Annotated in this window: 14 protein-coding genes and 2 pseudogenes; 6 read left to right on the forward strand and 10 right to left on the reverse strand. The window is 33.5% G+C overall.

The window, feature by feature from the left end:
* Positions 1-84: 84 nt before the first annotated feature.
* Entirely contained in the window at positions 85-789 is a 705-nt protein-coding gene (locus tag ABH957_RS17975; RefSeq protein ID WP_002085610.1) for a helix-turn-helix domain-containing protein, read from the forward strand.
* Between the two features lie 65 nt (positions 790-854).
* Entirely contained in the window at positions 855-2,036 is a 1,182-nt protein-coding gene (locus tag ABH957_RS17980) for a site-specific integrase (protein ID WP_477003800.1), read from the forward strand.
* Between the two features lie 294 nt (positions 2,037-2,330).
* Here the strand turns inward: ABH957_RS17980 and ABH957_RS17985 are convergent, their stop codons facing one another.
* Positions 2,331-3,584, reverse strand: coding sequence for an exosporium glycoprotein BclB-related protein (locus ABH957_RS17985; RefSeq protein ID WP_404511910.1), 1,254 nt, complete (start codon positions 3,582-3,584; stop codon positions 2,331-2,333).
* Between the two features lie 469 nt (positions 3,585-4,053).
* Here ABH957_RS17985 and ABH957_RS17990 point away from each other — a divergent pair, with 469 nt between their 5' ends.
* A complete protein-coding gene (locus tag ABH957_RS17990; RefSeq protein ID WP_002136293.1) occupies positions 4,054-4,344 on the forward strand; it encodes a DUF4183 domain-containing protein in 291 nt (96 codons plus the stop codon).
* Between the two features lie 65 nt (positions 4,345-4,409).
* Here ABH957_RS17990 and ABH957_RS17995 read toward each other — a convergent pair whose 3' ends face one another.
* On the reverse strand, positions 4,410-5,276 hold the full coding sequence (locus tag ABH957_RS17995; RefSeq protein ID WP_404511962.1) for a DUF4183 domain-containing protein: 867 nt from the start codon (positions 5,274-5,276) through the stop codon (positions 4,410-4,412).
* A gap of 172 nt (positions 5,277-5,448) precedes the next feature.
* Between ABH957_RS17995 and ABH957_RS18000 the strand changes: the two are divergent.
* A pseudogene (locus tag ABH957_RS18000) lies at positions 5,449-5,649 on the forward strand (BclA C-terminal domain-containing protein); the annotation flags it as partial.
* A 370-nt stretch (positions 5,650-6,019) separates the two neighbouring features.
* On the opposite strand, the gene ABH957_RS18005 reads toward ABH957_RS18000, so the two are convergent.
* The gene (locus ABH957_RS18005; protein WP_404511912.1) at positions 6,020-6,634 is read right to left on the reverse strand and encodes a helix-turn-helix domain-containing protein; all 615 of its coding nucleotides are present in this window, start codon (positions 6,632-6,634) and stop codon (positions 6,020-6,022) included.
* A gap of 59 nt (positions 6,635-6,693) precedes the next feature.
* Here ABH957_RS18005 and ABH957_RS18010 point away from each other — a divergent pair, with 59 nt between their 5' ends.
* Positions 6,694-7,278 (forward strand): LysE family transporter, encoded by a 585-nt coding sequence (locus tag ABH957_RS18010; protein WP_404511914.1) that lies wholly within the window; start codon positions 6,694-6,696, stop codon positions 7,276-7,278.
* 560 nt (positions 7,279-7,838) lie between these two features.
* Here the strand turns inward: ABH957_RS18010 and ABH957_RS18015 are convergent.
* From ABH957_RS18015 to ABH957_RS18030, 4 genes are all read right to left on the reverse strand, one after another.
* Positions 7,839-9,635, reverse strand: a complete 1,797-nt coding sequence (locus ABH957_RS18015) for an ABC transporter ATP-binding protein (RefSeq protein ID WP_404511916.1) — start codon at positions 9,633-9,635, stop codon at positions 7,839-7,841.
* Positions 9,628-11,382, reverse strand: a complete 1,755-nt coding sequence (locus tag ABH957_RS18020; protein ID WP_404511918.1) for an ABC transporter ATP-binding protein — start codon at positions 11,380-11,382, stop codon at positions 9,628-9,630. Before ABH957_RS18020 ends, ABH957_RS18015 begins: the two co-directional genes overlap by 8 nt.
* A gap of 587 nt (positions 11,383-11,969) precedes the next feature.
* Positions 11,970-12,854: a GNAT family N-acetyltransferase gene (locus ABH957_RS18025; RefSeq protein ID WP_404511920.1), complete on the reverse strand. Its 885-nt coding sequence runs from the start codon at positions 12,852-12,854 to the stop codon at positions 11,970-11,972.
* A gap of 260 nt (positions 12,855-13,114) precedes the next feature.
* Positions 13,115-13,801, reverse strand: coding sequence for an MOSC domain-containing protein (locus tag ABH957_RS18030; protein WP_404511922.1), 687 nt, complete (start codon positions 13,799-13,801; stop codon positions 13,115-13,117).
* 154 nt (positions 13,802-13,955) lie between these two features.
* Here ABH957_RS18030 and ABH957_RS18035 point away from each other — a divergent pair, with 154 nt between their 5' ends.
* Complete coding sequence (locus ABH957_RS18035) at positions 13,956-14,864, forward strand: LysR family transcriptional regulator (protein ID WP_404511964.1); 909 nt, start codon at positions 13,956-13,958, stop codon at positions 14,862-14,864.
* 95 nt (positions 14,865-14,959) lie between these two features.
* On the opposite strand, the gene ABH957_RS18040 is transcribed toward ABH957_RS18035, so the two are convergent.
* The 3 genes and pseudogenes from ABH957_RS18040 to ABH957_RS18050 all read right to left on the reverse strand — a co-directional run bounded on the left by ABH957_RS18040 (position 14,960) and on the right by ABH957_RS18050 (position 16,938).
* Positions 14,960-15,223: a hypothetical protein gene (locus tag ABH957_RS18040; protein WP_404490994.1), complete on the reverse strand. Its 264-nt coding sequence runs from the start codon at positions 15,221-15,223 to the stop codon at positions 14,960-14,962.
* 211 nt (positions 15,224-15,434) lie between these two features.
* Positions 15,435-16,040: a PRK06770 family protein gene (locus ABH957_RS18045; protein ID WP_404455218.1), complete on the reverse strand. Its 606-nt coding sequence runs from the start codon at positions 16,038-16,040 to the stop codon at positions 15,435-15,437.
* A gap of 256 nt (positions 16,041-16,296) precedes the next feature.
* Positions 16,297-16,938 (reverse strand): annotated as a pseudogene (locus ABH957_RS18050) (nucleoside/nucleotide kinase family protein).
* Positions 16,939-16,944: the final 6 nt, after the last annotated feature.

Genomic DNA, 16,944 nt, shown 5'->3' on the forward strand with positions numbered 1-16,944 from the left:
TTATGATACTGTCAACAAAAAGATGACACTTTATGACACTTGTTGTATTATTAAATTATTATTAACCCTAATCGGAGGTATATCATGAAAAATAATAAAGAAGCATTAGGACAAAGAATAAAGTTAATAAGGATAAAAAATGGAATGACCTTAGAGGAATTCGGTAAACAAATACTAAACGCCAACAAAAGTATTGTTTCAAAATGGGAAAGAGGAATTACAGTCCCTAATAATGAGCGCCTTGCAAAAATTGCACAAATAGGGAATGTGACTATCGATTATCTTTTAAGTGACAATCCATTCGATAATCTATCACTAGAGGAAAAGCAGCATTTTGAAAAAGGACAAAGACAATCTGCATATGATGTTATAAGAAAACTATCAGAAACCCTTGGTATTGAATTTAGAGATTTAGCTTGGCAGGCTGGATTATATACTGATGCAGATATAGAGGAATATAGAGTGAAAAAGAATTTTTGGGAATCCATGACACCTAAAGAATATGAAGAAGAAATTAAAAAACAAAATAAAGATTATGCTATTGAAGAATATCGGATACTTAATTTTCCCGATTTAAAAGATGTTCTACAGCAAAAACATGTTTACTTTAACGGTAAAAAATTAAATAGAGCACATAGCGAACTAGCTACAAGAGTATTAGAAGCATTATTTGAAAAACTCGAAGTAGACTACCCTTCAGATGAAGAAATTGAGAAATCATATGATCAGTTTAATAGTAGTTTTACGTTTTTAAATATCGAATCTTCTGAGGACTCAAAAGAAGAATAAAATAACTTTAATACTTACCCATTCCTATGCATACGCCAGCCAAAGTAATGAAAGGAATGGTAATAGTGAAACTACACAAATCAGTAAAAGAACCTGAAATATACTATTATTTCAATACAAAGAATGAAAAACTGTGGATGTATCGTCACAAGTATTATGACAACACAGGGAAAAGAAAAGAGAAGAAAAAAAGTGGGTTTAAGTCAGAAAAAGAAGCCCTCAAATCTCTTTTAGAAGTTAAAGTTACAACACTACGTGGTGAATCTAAAAAAGTTGAACATGATCAACTAACCATTGGAGAGTGGTTGGATATTTGGTATACCACCTATAAAAATAGTTGGAAACCAGCATCTAGGGCACAACGTGAAATGGCCATCCGCTTACAAATGAAACCGTTGCTTGGCCATTTCAAGTTACAAACTTTGGATAGAACAACATATAAAAGAGAATTTTTAAATGTACTTGAAAAGAAGTATAAGCCAAGTACAGTTCATTTATTCCACACCCTATTCAAGATCGCTATTAATGCAGCTGTCGAAGATGAAATATTGTCTCGCAATCGCTTCACAAAAATCAAACTTTCAAATCATGAAACTATTAAAGAAGAAAACAATAATTATTTCACACCTGAGCAATTAGTTGAATTTTTAACAATAGCTAAACGCGAAGAAAATGCCACAAACTATACATTTTTATTAACCGTTGCATACACAGGGATTCGTAGAGGCGAAGCCTGTGGTTTACAGTGGAAAAACATTGATTTTGATAATAAAACAATAACCATTGAACGCACTAGGGATAATAAAGGTATACGATCACCCAAAACGAAAAATAGCTATAGAACAATTTTAATAGATGATGTATTAGTAAATCAATTAAAGATATACCGGAAATGGTGTATGAAGGTAATGTTGTCTTTTGGATACAAACTAAAAGAAGATTCTTTTGTATTTACATCATACCAAACCGGAAAACCTATAACAGATGGCTGTGTTTTTTATGCATTTAGAAGAGTATTAAATAAAACAAAGCTTCCTGCTATAACAATACATGGCTTACGTCATACACATTGCACTATATTATTAAATCAAGGTTTAAATGTAAAAGTGATTGCCGAACGTTTAGGGAATTCTCCACAAATGATTTATGGAATTTATGGTCATGTATTAAAGGAATTAGAATCCATGTCAGTAGATTTATTTAGCCAGAGTTTAACAGAAAATGGGGCTGATTTTGGGGCTAGTTAATAATAAACATGCTACAAATACTGATATAATAAGGGCTTTTGATACTATCGAATTCTATTTTTAATAGAATTCATCTTTTTTGTTTCTATGTAATTTTTCAAACCATATAACTTATTCCATAAACAATAAAGTGTAAATCATAAATTTTGTTTTTTCTTATATACCAACTTAATAAAGAGTAATTTCCCAATTGGTTTATTACCTATCTTTCAAAAAAATATAGCCCCACCTAATAAAATTAGGTGGGGCTATATACAAATGCCTGTTTAAATTTCAAACAAACATTGTAACAAGTTAGACGATATTAATACCTGCACTTACAAATCCAGCAACTGCAGCTATTGGACTAGCAGCTGTTAATGAAACATATAATAATACTTTATCCCCAGCGGCTACCGGAATTGCTTCAGGTATGATACCTGATGCTGTGTCCAAAATAGCTATTATAGCAAATGCTGGTGTTAATAATAAAGGTGCTCCTTGTACTGTAAACGTATTACTTGCTGCTGGTGCAGTTAATATTTGTATCTGCACTTGAACAGGTGATAATGGAGCTAGTGCAGCTGTTGCACTAAAGAAGCCAGCCAATGACGTAATAGTCCCTGCGCGTGGTGCTACAAATGCATAATCACCTATCCCTAACGCTAATGTGATACTTGTTCCACCAGTTAAAGCAACTCCAGGCTGACTAAATCCAAATCCAAGAAGAGTTCCTGTATTAGCTACTAATGCGTTAACTAACGCAGATGGTGTTGTACCTGAAGCAAACGGAATAATAGCTCCGCCACCTGTTGCTCCTGTTGCTCCTGTTGCTCCTGTTGCCCCTGTTGCTCCTGTTGCTCCTGTTGCTCCTGTTGCTCCTGTTGCTCCTGTTGCTCCTGTTGCTCCTGTTGCTCCTGTTGCTCCTGTTGCTCCTGTTGCTCCTGTTGCTCCTGTTGCTCCTGTTGCTCCTGTTGCTCCTGTTGCTCCTGTTGCTCCTGTTCCTGCCGGGCCTGTTGCTCCTGTTGCTCCTGTTGCTCCTGTTGCTCCTGTTGCTCCTGTTGCTCCTGTTGCTCCTGCTCCACCTGCTCCTGTTGGACCTGTTGGACCTGTTGCTCCTGCTCCTGGAGTAGCACCAATTAATTGAGTTAATAAATTTAATAGCAGTTGTAAACTTGCTGGATCAATAATTAAAGAGAAGAAGAATGGTGCAAGGGCACTGTAGAATTGTTGTAATAAAGAAAGTAATTCGCTTAAGTTTGGATTAGGGGATTGTAGTACATTGATAATACTTTGAATTAGTTGTTTTAAATAATTCCCCTCTGGAGATGGTGCTAATCCATTTAGTAAATTTAATAGTTGAGTAAACAAATTGAGTAAATTTAATCTGTTTGCATCACTTGGATTTGCAAAAAACGCTGCAATAGCTGAAATTAAAGAATTTAGTAAAGTGATTAATTGTCCTAATTGAGTGCTAGTAATTGGAACTGTTTGTGGATTATTACAACATTCTGGAGTGAAAACTATCGGATTGCAGTTATTATGACCAAAACAATTGTTATGTGACATTTATTTCCTCCTTACTTGTCTTATAGTTGAGTGTTTTCCTATTATAAGAACCATAAAAGTGTACAAAGAGTTATGTTATATATTCACTTAAAATAGGAAACATGAATTATAATTAAACTTTAAAACGACATTTAATTATGTTCATGACTCACATATTAATTATATGTTTTTAATAATTGACTGCTTAGATTAAACACCTAAACTTAAGAGTTTATTTTATTTTTCCACGTTTATCTATTAGGTCCAAAAGCACATTTTCATTTAAAAATTAAAACATAAATAAATCATTAGCATATATTCCACAAGTAACAACATCATTCTTTCAAATAATTAACAATGATACCTTTACTAATATTGTGTTCCTTCTATAAGAATACAGCCGTTTCTATTATAAAAAACTTTCATACAATATAGTGGACAAGTTATTCTATACTTCGTTCAAAAAAATAATTAAAGGAGTGAAATTTAATTGCCAATCATTCAACCATTTATCGCTTCTAGGAGATTTACATCTACACTAGGAGCTGGAACAGGAACAGGTGCAGCTTTTGCGATTGCTGCAACAGCTTGTTTAAACGATGCCGGTACTACTGCAACTGCCTTTCCAACTTTTACGTATTACAACCTCTATGTAAACGGCATAATTCAACCTAGCGTGAACTCCAGTGTCACCACAGGTCCTACTGGTGCTATTACAATTCCTGGCGGAGATGCATTAGACGGTGGAATCCCAATAACAATTGAATTTATCGTCACTTAATTTTAACTAATGTAATTTAGAACAAAAAAAGACAGATTCCTTTTTCCATTAAGAATCTGTCTTTTTTAATTAATAATAATAAATTGTAATATAATTGATGACCCTTGCGAAGGTGGTTGATTATCCAATAAAGTTAGTTTACCAGTACTAACTTCATAAAATGGTTGTGGTTGCAAAATTCCATTAATAAACAAATTTATATATGAAACCTCACTAGGTGATAATATATTCGTTGCCCCATATTGAGCTATCCCATCTGCATCTGTATATATAAGTTTCTCTCCATCTGAAAAAGTATAATATAATAAATTGGTTGTTGTTATGGGACCAATAACCCCAGGTTCTCCTGTTGGTCCTGTTAGTCCCGTTGTACCTGTTGGTCCCGTTGTACCGGTCGGGCCTGTTACACCTGTGGATCCCGTTGTGCCGGTCGGGCCTGTTACACCTGTGGATCCCGTTGTACCAGTCGGGCCTGTTACACCTGTTGGTCCCGTTGTACCGGTCGGGCCTGTTACACCTGTGAATCCCGTTGTGCCGGTCGGGCCCGTTACACCTGTGGATCCCGTTGTGCCGGTCGGGCCCGTTACACCTGTGGATCCCGTTGTGCCAGTCGGGCCCGTTAGACCTGTGGATCCCATTGTGCCAGTCGGGCCTGTTACACCTGTGGATCCCGTTGTACCAGTCGGGCCTGTTACACCTGTTGGTCCCGTTAGACCGGTCGGGCCTGTTACACCTGTTGGTCCCGTTAGACCGGTCGGGCCTGTTACACCTGTTGGTCCCGTTGTACCAGTCGGGCCTGTTACACCTGTGGATCCCGTTAGACCGGTCGGGCCTGTTACACCTGTTGGTCCCGTTGTACCTGTTGGTCCCGTTGGAATATAAATTGGGGGAAGAACTGGAAATGTAGGTCCAATATTTCCAGGTTCTATCATAGCTTTATTTATTGATAATTTATCATCTCGCTTCAATTTAATACCTCATTCCACATTTTTGTCTACTAATTTATATAATAATAACTCTATCATTTTAGAAAAATTCCATAACTAATCTTTTTTTCATTCTCAAATGATTTTTACATATATTAAACATTTACCTTTGCTATAACTACTATTGAACTCTTCCATTCCACTTCCTAGATCTATTTTTACTCCCGCAATATCAACTTCAAATTATAATAATAATTTAATTACCAATTTATTTGCTGGTAATACAATTTCACTTCAATTATTCGGCATATTATCCATCTTTAATTTAGTTGAAGGTGGTTCAACAGGTACCTTTCTAACAATTATACGAATCGATTAAAAAATGATTCATTCTTTTTTTAATAAACATTTTTAGATACTAAACTAGTAACTATCACGACAGTGATTAAGCAACAAAAACACATTTCACTATATTCATAGTAGTAACTATCTTTACTAAATTTTCCGTATATATATTATCAATTTACACTGCGCCCATGCTGATGTTACATTAAATAAGAAGACAGTTTCTCCTTTACGAACCATCTCAATACGTATTTGAGAAATATTCTCCAATCCTATACGCGAGAGCAATACTGTGTTGACACTCAAATGAGTGTCTTTTTTTGTAAATTGTAATAAATAAAACTATCTCTTATAGATGGTTTTATCAAAACATATCTCTTTATATTTTAAATAAAATAGCAAGTTTATGAAGCTGGATAATAAATGGTCATACTTAACCGAGTTAGCGTTCGTCCGGAATTATGATAAGAGTGCGGTCTATCCGCCTTAAAGCGAATTGAATCTCCGCTATTTAATGTATATTGAGAATCATTTATTTCAATTGTCAATTCTCCCTCAAACACCGTTATAAATTCTTCGGTCCCTTCTTTATGGCCTTCCGAACTTAATTTTCCTTCCTTTTCAATTTCAACCGTATAGATTTCAAAGTTCCTATCATCTTGAAAAGGAAAAGAAGGATACACTTTATATCTCCCATTGTCTTCTGATAATACTTGAACATCGTTTCGTAAAACCACTTTCGTATCAGGCTGTGGATTATTAATTAAAGACGTAAAAGACACTTTTAAACCATTCGCAATTTTCCATATCGTTGTTAGTGTCGGGCTTGAATCTCCTCTTTCAATTTGTCCAATCATCGTTTTACTCACACCCGTTAATTGGGAAACCTTTTCTAAACTTAATTTTTCTTTCTCACGTATTGCCTTTATATTTTTCGCCAAAATAAGTTGAATTTCTTCCATAAAAAACACTCCTATACTATATACAACATAACGACCGTTATGTATAATAAAAAGCACACGTTATATTGTTCTTTTCGGTCATTATAACACACGAAAAATACTTAGGGGGTTTTGAAATGCCTTTATTTTCTTTTTTATTATTTGTTTTTATTAGTAGCTTCACACCCGGTCCTAACAATTTTTTAGCTATGACATACGCAAATCAACTTGGTTTGAAAAGGAGCATGCAATTTTGCTTTGGAGTAGCTTTCGGTTTTTTCCTCCTCACTTCTTTATGTAGTTTCTTTAATATCGTACTAATTAATATTTTACCCAAAATCGAATTACCTTTAAAAATTTTAGGAGTAGCATACATGCTATATCTAGCTATTAAAATACTCACTAGTAAAGGCAGTACAGATCCCGATGAAAAAGATAATAAAAACTTATTTACAGTGGGGATTTTTCTTCAGTTTGTTAACTCTAAAGGGATATTATTCGGACTGACTGTAGTTTCTACTTTTATTCTCCCTTACTACAATTCATATTCCAGTTTTCTACTTTTTTCATTATTTCTAGGTGTAGTCGGTTTAATGAGTACATTTAGTTGGAGCCTGTTTGGTTCAATATTCCAAAAACTTTTATTACAACATACTCAATTATTTAACATCATTATGGCTGTTTTATTGGTTTTCAGCGCTATATCAATCGTTATAAACTAGCTCTATACTCATTCCGGTTACTTATAAACTACCTTTCTATATATTTTTAAAACTTAGATTGTTTTTAATAGTAATCTATTTCATAGTTCTAATTCATTCATGGGTTGAGGTGATACTCTATATACCATTTGTGACATATCGAAACGAACTAATTCCGATATGTCACAAATGCTTAAAGTTTTTACCTAGTCAGCTCAAATCTCCCACCTATTTATTGGACTCTGCTCTATTCACTCCTTAAGGCGGGAGTTTTCTGCAAAAAAATAATAACGTATAGCTTTAATCGAAGCGGATTTTTGTTCATTTCCCACTAAATATAAGCTGAAACCAAACTGACTTGCCCCCCAACATAACAAAGCAACAAACACCGAATCAATCTTACTTCAAATTTACTCAACTTCATACCACCAGCCTTATGATCAAGCCAACCTCTTTTCACCTAGACTGCAAAAGTACGCTGTTAAAACATTCAGTGAAAGACTATTCGGATAGCAATGTTTGCAAATATAAAAAATGAGGTTTCTCTTTTCTAGAGAAACCTCACCACATCAATATTTTTGTTAAATTTTAAACTGACTCGTATACAAATCAAAGTAGAATCCTTTCTCTTCCATAAGAGATTCGTGATTTCCTCTTTCAAAAATACTACCATCTTTAATTACAAGTATTTGATCTGCTTTTTCAATCGTTTTCAGCCGATGAGCGATTACAAAACTTGTTCGCCCTCTCATTAAATTATTTAATCCAGATTGAATTTGTAATTCTGTTCTCGTATCAATATTAGATGTTGCTTCGTCGAGAATTAATATATCTGCATCTGCTAAAATCGCTCGTGCAATCGCAAGGAGTTGTTTTTGTCCTTGACTTAAATTCGAACCTTCTGAAGCAATTTCCGTTTCATATTGATTCGGTAGATGTTTTATAAAAGAATGTGCTGATGCTGCTTTTGCTGCTGCAACTACTTCTTCATCACTTGCATCTAAACGTCCATATCGAATATTTTCCATAATCGTTCCTGCAAATAAATACGTATCTTGTAAAACAACCCCTATTTTACTCCGCAAAGAATTAATATCATAATCCTTTATATCTTTTTCATCAATGCTAATTTGCCCTTTTTGAATGTCATAAAAGCGAGTTAACAAATTAATAATTGTTGTTTTTCCTGATCCAGTTGGACCGACTAAAGCGATTGTCTCCCCAGGATTCGCCTTGAGACTCACATCTTTTAAAATCATGTTGTCCTGTGCGTATCCAAATGAAACTTTCTCAAGCCTAACATGTCCTTGTAAATTTTGTACAAGTACTGCATCTTTTTTATTTTGAATTTCTGGTACTTCATCCATAATTTCAAAGACACGTTCTCCTCCAGCAACTGCCGCTTGAATCGTATTCATTAAAGTTGCAAATTGACTAAGTGGCCTTGAAAATTGTCGAGAATAATTAATAAAAGCTGCAATGACACCTACTGTTGTCATTCCGTTTAATACCATTACCGATCCAGTTCCAATTACAAGCCCCATTCCTAAGTTATTAATAAAGTTCATACTTGGAAAAATAAATGCTGAAAACGTTTCAGCCTTCGTTGCTGAAATTCTTAGCTGTTCGTTAATTTTATTGAAGTTATGTACGGTTTCTTTTTCTTTTCCGTATAACGTAGTTACGTCTGCACCTGTAATGGCTTCCTCAATAAATCCATTTAATTCTCCTAAATCCTTTTGACGCTTCGCAAAGTTTTTCCCACTATAAGCAACTAGTTTTTTCGTAACGAAAAACATAATAGGTACTGTAATTAAAGTTACAATCGCTAAAATCCAATCTAATGAAAACATCGCAATTGTTACACCTATAAACGTTAACGCTGATGAAATGATTTGCACAACACTTTGTGTCAAAGCTTGATTTAAGTTATCAATATCATTTGTCACACGGCTCATTAAATCACCTTGAGAACGTACATCAAAGAATCGTAGAGAAAGTGTTTGGATTTTCCCAAAAATATCTTGTCGTATTTTTTGTATCGTCTTTAATGCAACATTAATCATTACAAATGTTTGTAACCATGTTAACAATACGGTTATCCCATATATCGCAATGAGCAGCATGCACATTCTCGCTGTCCCGCTTAAATCCTTCGGTACAATGTATTCATCAATGATGACCCCCATATAATATGGCCCAAGTAAACCTAGTAATGTCGTGATAAATACAAGAATAATAACGAACATAAGAGATGCTTTTTGATACCCCATATAGTTCCATACTCGCATTATAGTTCCTTTAGTATTCTTTGTTTTTCCCGTTTTCGGATTGTTACGTCCACCTTTATTTCCAAATTGTCCTTGAAAATTACGCATGCTCTTCCCCTCCTTCTTGCTGCAGGCTACCACCTTGGGAAAGATAAATTTCCTGATACACTTCACAAGTTGCCAATAAATCCTCATGCGTACCATTTCCAACTAATTCACCGTTATTCAAAACGAGGATTTTATCAGCATCTATAATAGAAGATATTTTTGATGCAATTAAAAATGTCGTTGTGCCACTATATCTTGCCCTTAACGCTTCCTGTATTACAGCTTCTGACTTCGCATCAACTGCCGATGTAGAATCGTCTAATACAAGAATAGATGGCTTTCTCACTAGGGCTCTTGCAATAGATATACGTTGTTTTTGACCACCAGATAGATTGGTTGCACCTTGTGTTAAGTTATATTCATAAGAGTCTTCCAGCTTATTGATAAACTCAGTCGCACAAGCAGATGAAGATGCTAATTCCAATTCATCATAAGTTGCATCTTCTTTGCCATAACGTAAATTCTCTTCTATACTGCCTGAAAAAAGAAGTGCCTTTTGTGGAACGAAGCCAATGGAAGCACGAAGTTTTTGCAAATCGTATGCTTTCACATTAACATCATCTATACATATTTCACCTTGATCAACATCGTAAAGTCGTGGCAATAGTTTCGCCAATGTAGATTTACCACTTCCGGTCGATCCAATAATCCCTATTTTTTCACCTTTACGTACAGTAAATGAAATATCTTTTAAAACATATTCATTATTTTTCGTATAACTATAGCTAACATTTTTAAACTCTACATTACCGCCCACTTGTTTTGGTTCATATACGTCGCCTTCAGTTGTAATATCAACTTCAGTATGTAAGACTTGTTGTACACGATCAGCTGATGGAAAAGCACGGGCAATTTGAATAAATACCATACTAATAGACATAAGTGACATTAAAATGATATTTAAATAGTTAATAAAAGCTAAAATGGCCCCTACTTGGAGTGTACCGTTAAAAACTTTCTCGCCACCAATCCATAAAGTTGCTACAATTCCGCTATTTACAACTAGCATAATAATTGGCATCATCAATGAAATAATTTGTATTGCACGAATATTTATTTCAGTTAAACTTGTATTAACTTTCTCAAACTGTGCGATTTCATATTTTTGTCTTACATATGCTTTTATAACACGTACACCGGATAAATTTTCTTGTAGCTTTGTGTTTACTTTATCTAATGCTTCTTGTACTCGCTTAAATGAACCGCTCGATTGACCTGCAATCAATACAATTGCAACTAATAATACGGGTACCACAACAAGTAAAATTGGAAATAGGTCTCTCGCTGTTACAAAGACTATAATGATACTTCCAATAAATAATAACGGTCCACGGACAAGTACACGTAACGTCATCGTCATTGCCGATTGAATAGATGTAATATCATTTGTCACGATTGTTAATAATTTACCTGTTCCAAATGAATCACGATTTTTGCTAGAAAATGTTTCTATTTTCGCAAACACATCTTTTCGTATGTCTGTAGCGAAATTAACAGCAGCTTTTGTAGAATACATCATACAACCAAGTCCTCCAACTAAACCGATTGCTGCTGCTCCTATCATAAGAAGCCCCATTTTTATTACATAATTCAAATCCCGGTTTGCAATTCCAACATCAATAATATGTTGCATTATTGTCGGTTGAATTAAGTCCATCGCAACCTCAAGTACCATAAATAGCGGTCCAATAATAGCGAAGAACATGTATGGTTTTAAATACTGTAACAACTTGCGAAATGATTTCATACACAATCTCCTTTTTTCATGAAATTACCATCGAATAATTTATATTCCTCCTTATTTGAGCGATATAGTCTGTAATTTCTCCATTAGTCCTATTATATTAGGTAAATTAATATTTAACATTATTAAATGATAAGCATTTATGACTTCCCGGTCAATAAATGTGCTTTATCTTACGTAAATAAAAAACCACATTCTTAATAGAAAGAATGCGGTTTTTATTTATATTTGTTCAATTGTAAAATTCAATCGCGAATCATTATTTTAGATGAATTTCGGTTTGGCATAGCCAAAAACTTTTGCTAAACTAGCTTTATGGAGTTCTTTGATAACTTGATATAGAAGGTTGCAGGAAGAAAATAGCGTGCGAAAACCAAGCCATTCGGTTCCTGCGTAAAATATCAACCGTATAAAGAGAGCATCCAAGCGTTGGACATCTAGGGGTGGATCGCCCCGAAGTAACACTCATGGAGACGAAAGGTTACTTTCGTCGTGGAACTGAGAAGCTCCCACTTCTAGCTTTGCTAAGTGGTGAATAGTTCACTAGGATTATTACCTTTATCCTCCATCAAAAGCATCTATATAAACATTTAAAACTCCGTTAAAACTGGGAATTTATGTCCTTTAAAATCTAATTCTTTATTACTTCGAACCATCAAAGATTTACTAGACTGTAATTCTGTATATTGTACATCATCAATCCCTAATTGATCTGGGCAAAAATAAAATTCAATCTCTGTAAATGATTCAGAGATCTCCTCACATAGTTCATCTAAAATCGGAAGTACTGGCGCAAATACTCCATATAACTTTAGCTTTTCATTTTCTACTTCATAAACAATGATCGCATCTAGTTTCTTAGAATAATACAGTTTCTCATTCCATTTTAAGTCATACATTTTCAAATAAAATGAAGATTGATAATTTATTGTCGAAAACATATTAGAAAGTCTTTGACTATTTTCAATGATTTCATTTATTAAAATTCTATCCTCTTCATTATAAAAATCTAGCTTTCTAAGTATAGAATCTTTATTATTCTTTATATCATACGGTATAGTCATCAGATATTCCTGCACCACTTGAAATCCAAATGATTTATATAGTTCAGGGGTTTCAGTAAACAAGAAAGCACATTCACATTGCTTATCTATTTCTTCTAGCATCTTATTAAGCAATTGTGTCATTAGCCCTTGTCTACGAAAATCCGGATGTGTCATTACCGATTGAATACCCGCTGCATTTATTTTTTCACCGTTAATTAGTAACGGGAGTGAAAATACCGCAACATTTGCAATCGCATTACCATCTTGTAAATATGAAAATGCTTTAAATGTATTATCCCAATATCCTTTCTCTGAAAAATCATGTAATGTTTGACTCGTAATCCCAAACACTTTTTCAAATAAAGGAAATAACTGCTCTCTATTCGGTTCTTCAAATAGAATATTTGCAACCTTTTCAACATTACCCATGTTGTACCTCCATACGTCGATTCCATTAAATTATATAAGCTTATAAGACCTACCCAAAAAATAGTCCTTATAATTCAATATAATATCATAAAACATAAAAAAATCATCTAATTAATTTTATGTTTTGACTCTTTAAAACTAAGTCGAATAAACCAACATTGAGATTGTTGAATATTAATAAGTTTATTATATAAAAATAATGCTTTCTAACTAGCTTTTACTAATAGAAATGCACCATTTATAAAAATATTATTCACTTATTATTTTGTTCCTTCAAGTCGCTCCTTCGTACTAATTTCTTCGCCCCTAATACGCTTTTCAAACGTCTTTCTCCAACTAGTAGACAGTGCATTTACTTCTAAAATCCTTTTTAATCCTTCAGAGTTTTGTTTTTCTTTATGCATTATGCGATTCGCAAACGAAACTGACACACCTTTTGGATCAGGCTTCAACAATTTTAAAGTATCTACCGGTAATATCCATCCTTCTTTTAATACTCGAAAATAAAAACCTGTGTATCCTGTATCTTGAAAATATAATGGTAGCTTTGGAATATTATATTTCTTTGCTAATTTAAAACAAGGTTGTCTTGGCTGCGTTACTTGTACAATCGCTTCTCCGAGTTGAAACGTGTCACCAATACAAACATCTTCTTCACGCATTCCGCTTACTGTTATATTTTCACCGAAAGCCCCATATACAAGTTCCTGATTCAATTCTTTTTCCCAGTACGGATAGTGATCACCAGTATAAACACAAACCGCTTTATCTACCCCTCCATGATGAACTAAATCCGCCTGTCCATCTCCATTAAGCTTTAAAAATGATAAAAAAACAGGTTCCTTTACTTGCTTTTTATTTATCCCTGTTTGAATTAACTTCCCACCATACATAACCTCTTTTGGCAGTCCTATATTTAGAGATAGGACTTCATATGCTTTAGTCATTTTAATCCCTCCTCTTACTCACGACACAACTTTTCAAACTGATAGATAACTTGAGAATCCACTTCTGATAAAATGATTATAAATCCTACAAAACCATTGTTCAATTCAATTATTTATATAATAATGATAGGTATATCCTATGGTTAAACTTGAGGTGATTTCAATCGAATTACGACAATTAGAATACTTTTTAGCTGTTTCGAAAGAATTACATTTCACAAGAGCAGCCGAGAAATTAAATATTTCACAACCTTCACTAAGCCAACAAATACGTGCATTAGAACATGAAGTAGGAATGCCACTTTTTGATCGAATTGGTAAAAAAATATCTTTAACTGAAGCAGGAAAAGTTTTATTATCGCACAGTAAAACAATCTTTCACGAAGTCGAACAAGCCCGCTCTGCCATTCAAGATTTAAACGGATTACAACATGGATTCTTAACAATCGGCTCATTGTTAACCGTCGTAAATTATCTACTACCACCAGCCATTTTAAATTTCAATAATTTATATCCGAATATTGAACTTTCTGTATTAGGTCTTCGTACAGGGGAAATTCGTGAAAAATTATTACAAAATGAATTAGATATTGGCATTACATTTCTTCCAGTGCAAGATAAAGAGATTGTTTCTATCCCACTATATAAAAGTGAACTTACATTAGTCGTGCCAACCGGTCATACTTTAACTGAACATGATCGTGTATCTATTGCAGAATTACAGAACTATCCTTTAATTCTTTTACCTAAAAATTTCTTTTTAACTGAACTAATTACATCTCATTGTCAAAACTTTAACTTTAAACCAAAACCAATTTTAGAAATTAGTACAATGGAATCTTTAATTCAAATGGTCTCAAAAGGAATGGGAATTACAGTGTTACCAAAACCGTATATAGACTTTTTGCAAAGTGAGCACATACAAGCTATTAAAATTGAAAACCCCACTCTAACAATAGATATAGGACTTATTTATAGAAAAGATAAATATATGTGCGCTTCTACCCGGGAATTTATTGAGCAACTAAAAATAACAGTACATTCTCTACAAAAAAAAGCATAAAAAGAGATTATCCTATGAAGCCGCTGCACAACGACCTAATAGAATAATCTCTTTTCATTATGAAATAAAACCGATACGTATAAACTCATATAATTTTAGTGTACCTTTTTTGAGATTGGAATATATTTTGTAAAATATGCCCCTACTAGCAACAATACAATTGAGACTAGCCAAGTAAAAATACCGCCAAAATGAAGCCAATATGCAAACAAATTTAAGATTGCAATTAAAAAGCAACAAATAGAAGTTAATGAACTTTTTAATCCTTTTATCCCCGCTTTTTTTCTTTTTTGATAAGTTATATACATCGAAGCGACTAGAAATAAGATAAGAACAAATGGTAACATGACTTGTAGCAATATCAACCCCTCCTGTCTATTTTCACTCCCTTCATTTTACCATCTTATTCCTTTTTAATCTTTAGGAATCAACTCACTTTTCTCTTCTCTCCAAAATAAGTATATTCACTATTTTTAAAGTTCACATTCACTTGAGAAAACGGAAGGATTAGAGAAACTAGAAAAGTAAGCGAGTAATAACAATACAGGTGTTTCAAAATCAATATGTATATTATTTATTAACTTGTACCTCACCTGCAATTAATTTACTACCTGAATATGTACCTTTTTGTATAAAAACTTGATTAATTAATTCTTTTTGCTCCTTTTCTGACATTACTCCTTTTCCTTCTCCTAAATTCCCACTTTGTAATTTCCAAATCTTGTTGTGGTCCACATCAACCTTTTCATATTTTCCTTGTTTCCATCGTTCTAAAATATCCACATATGTACTTTTTTGTGCAACATCATTACTATTTATAATTTCAAGTAAACTTTCAATACGTTCTTGTGTAATAAAAATATAGCCCCATTTTTGATCAGCTTTCGCTTTTTGATGTGCCATTTCATGTAATGCTGTCTGTATGTTCTCATCTGTCCATTTGAAATTTTTATTAAAACCACTATTCGGCAATGAATAATTACCATTTTCTAACATTTTTGCATCTTCGGCTTTTACATTACTATCAGCTAGCACTTCTACTGCCGGAGCGGCTGGTGATTCCTTTTTCGCAGCTGGTTTACTATTATTCAGATAATACAGCATACCATACGTTACACCTACCCCGATTACCGCCATACCAGCTATAATTCCTATGATTTTAAATAATGTTTTCATCTTGCTTGTTTCCTCCCAAATATCTCTGTTCTTACTACCTCATTATTTCTTATATAAAACAGTTCCTTCATTCAAAATAGTTCATCCCATCTCCTATCATATTATTTATATATATTTCCTTATATTGTATTTCTTTTTTTGTGAAATTGAAAGATTATTCTGTTAAAAAATAAAGATATTCTACAAAATTTCCCTTTATATTTATATGGAAACAAAAAAACAACGAGCGCCTTCTAAAACACTCGTTGTTTTTACTTTATGCTCGATTCTCTTTTAACCACTCCGTAATAGCATCTAACCTCGAAACATCAAAACGTCTTTCTTCACACACGTTTAAGCTGTTTAAACTTTTCACAATTTCTAATTCATTCGACTTTATACTTTTTGCTTCAATCAATTTACAGTACCCGTCTGTGACGTTATTTAAATTTTCATAATAACGCTGAAATGCTTTAGATATATGTAAATGTTTTTCAAAGTTTCTTCTTTTTTTCGTCCCATCAGACTCTTTCCGTTTTCTAAGCTCTTCATCACTTGTATATAAATAAAAATATTGATCTGGAAAACCAATTTCTTCGTTAATTATCTTTTCTTTATAAAAGTTTTCTATTAAAGATAACGGCTGATTAAATATATCAAAATGGAAACACCAATTATAACTATGTGGCTGCTAAATATCACCATCGAGTATTACTAACTCATATTGCTGCGACTTCTGCATTGCTATATTCCAGCGCTCTACTTGTTTTTCAAAATACCATGTTCTATGTTCATTTTTTGGTCTTTCAAATAATAGATTAACTTCAGGTATAATAAATGCACCGTAATTTTTTTCTAACTCACGACACGTACTGCTCTTACCAACAGCACTTGCTCCCTCAAATGCTATAATCCCCATAGTTTC

This window comes from Bacillus sp. RC242 (genome assembly GCF_044908245.1).
GTDB lineage: Bacteria > Bacillota > Bacilli > Bacillales > Bacillaceae_G > Bacillus_A > Bacillus_A mycoides.

Bases quoted from the DNA above. Each gene is read 5' to 3' on its own strand.
- ABH957_RS17975 (WP_002085610.1), top strand. From the start codon at position 85: ATGAAAAATAATAAAGAAGCATTAGGACAAAGAATAAAGTTAATAAGG.
- ABH957_RS17985 (WP_404511910.1), bottom strand. From the start codon at position 3,584: ATGTCACATAACAATTGTTTTGGTCATAATAACTGCAATCCGATAGTT.
- ABH957_RS17995 (WP_404511962.1), bottom strand. From the start codon at position 5,276: ATGATAGAACCTGGAAATATTGGACCTACATTTCCAGTTCTTCCCCCA.
- ABH957_RS18010 (WP_404511914.1), top strand. From the start codon at position 6,694: ATGCCTTTATTTTCTTTTTTATTATTTGTTTTTATTAGTAGCTTCACA.
- ABH957_RS18015 (WP_404511916.1), bottom strand. From the start codon at position 9,635: ATGCGTAATTTTCAAGGACAATTTGGAAATAAAGGTGGACGTAACAAT.
- ABH957_RS18020 (WP_404511918.1), bottom strand. From the start codon at position 11,382: ATGAAATCATTTCGCAAGTTGTTACAGTATTTAAAACCATACATGTTC.
- ABH957_RS18025 (WP_404511920.1), bottom strand. From the start codon at position 12,854: ATGGGTAATGTTGAAAAGGTTGCAAATATTCTATTTGAAGAACCGAAT.
- ABH957_RS18030 (WP_404511922.1), bottom strand. From the start codon at position 13,801: ATGACTAAAGCATATGAAGTCCTATCTCTAAATATAGGACTGCCAAAA.
- ABH957_RS18045 (WP_404455218.1), bottom strand. From the start codon at position 16,040: ATGAAAACATTATTTAAAATCATAGGAATTATAGCTGGTATGGCGGTA.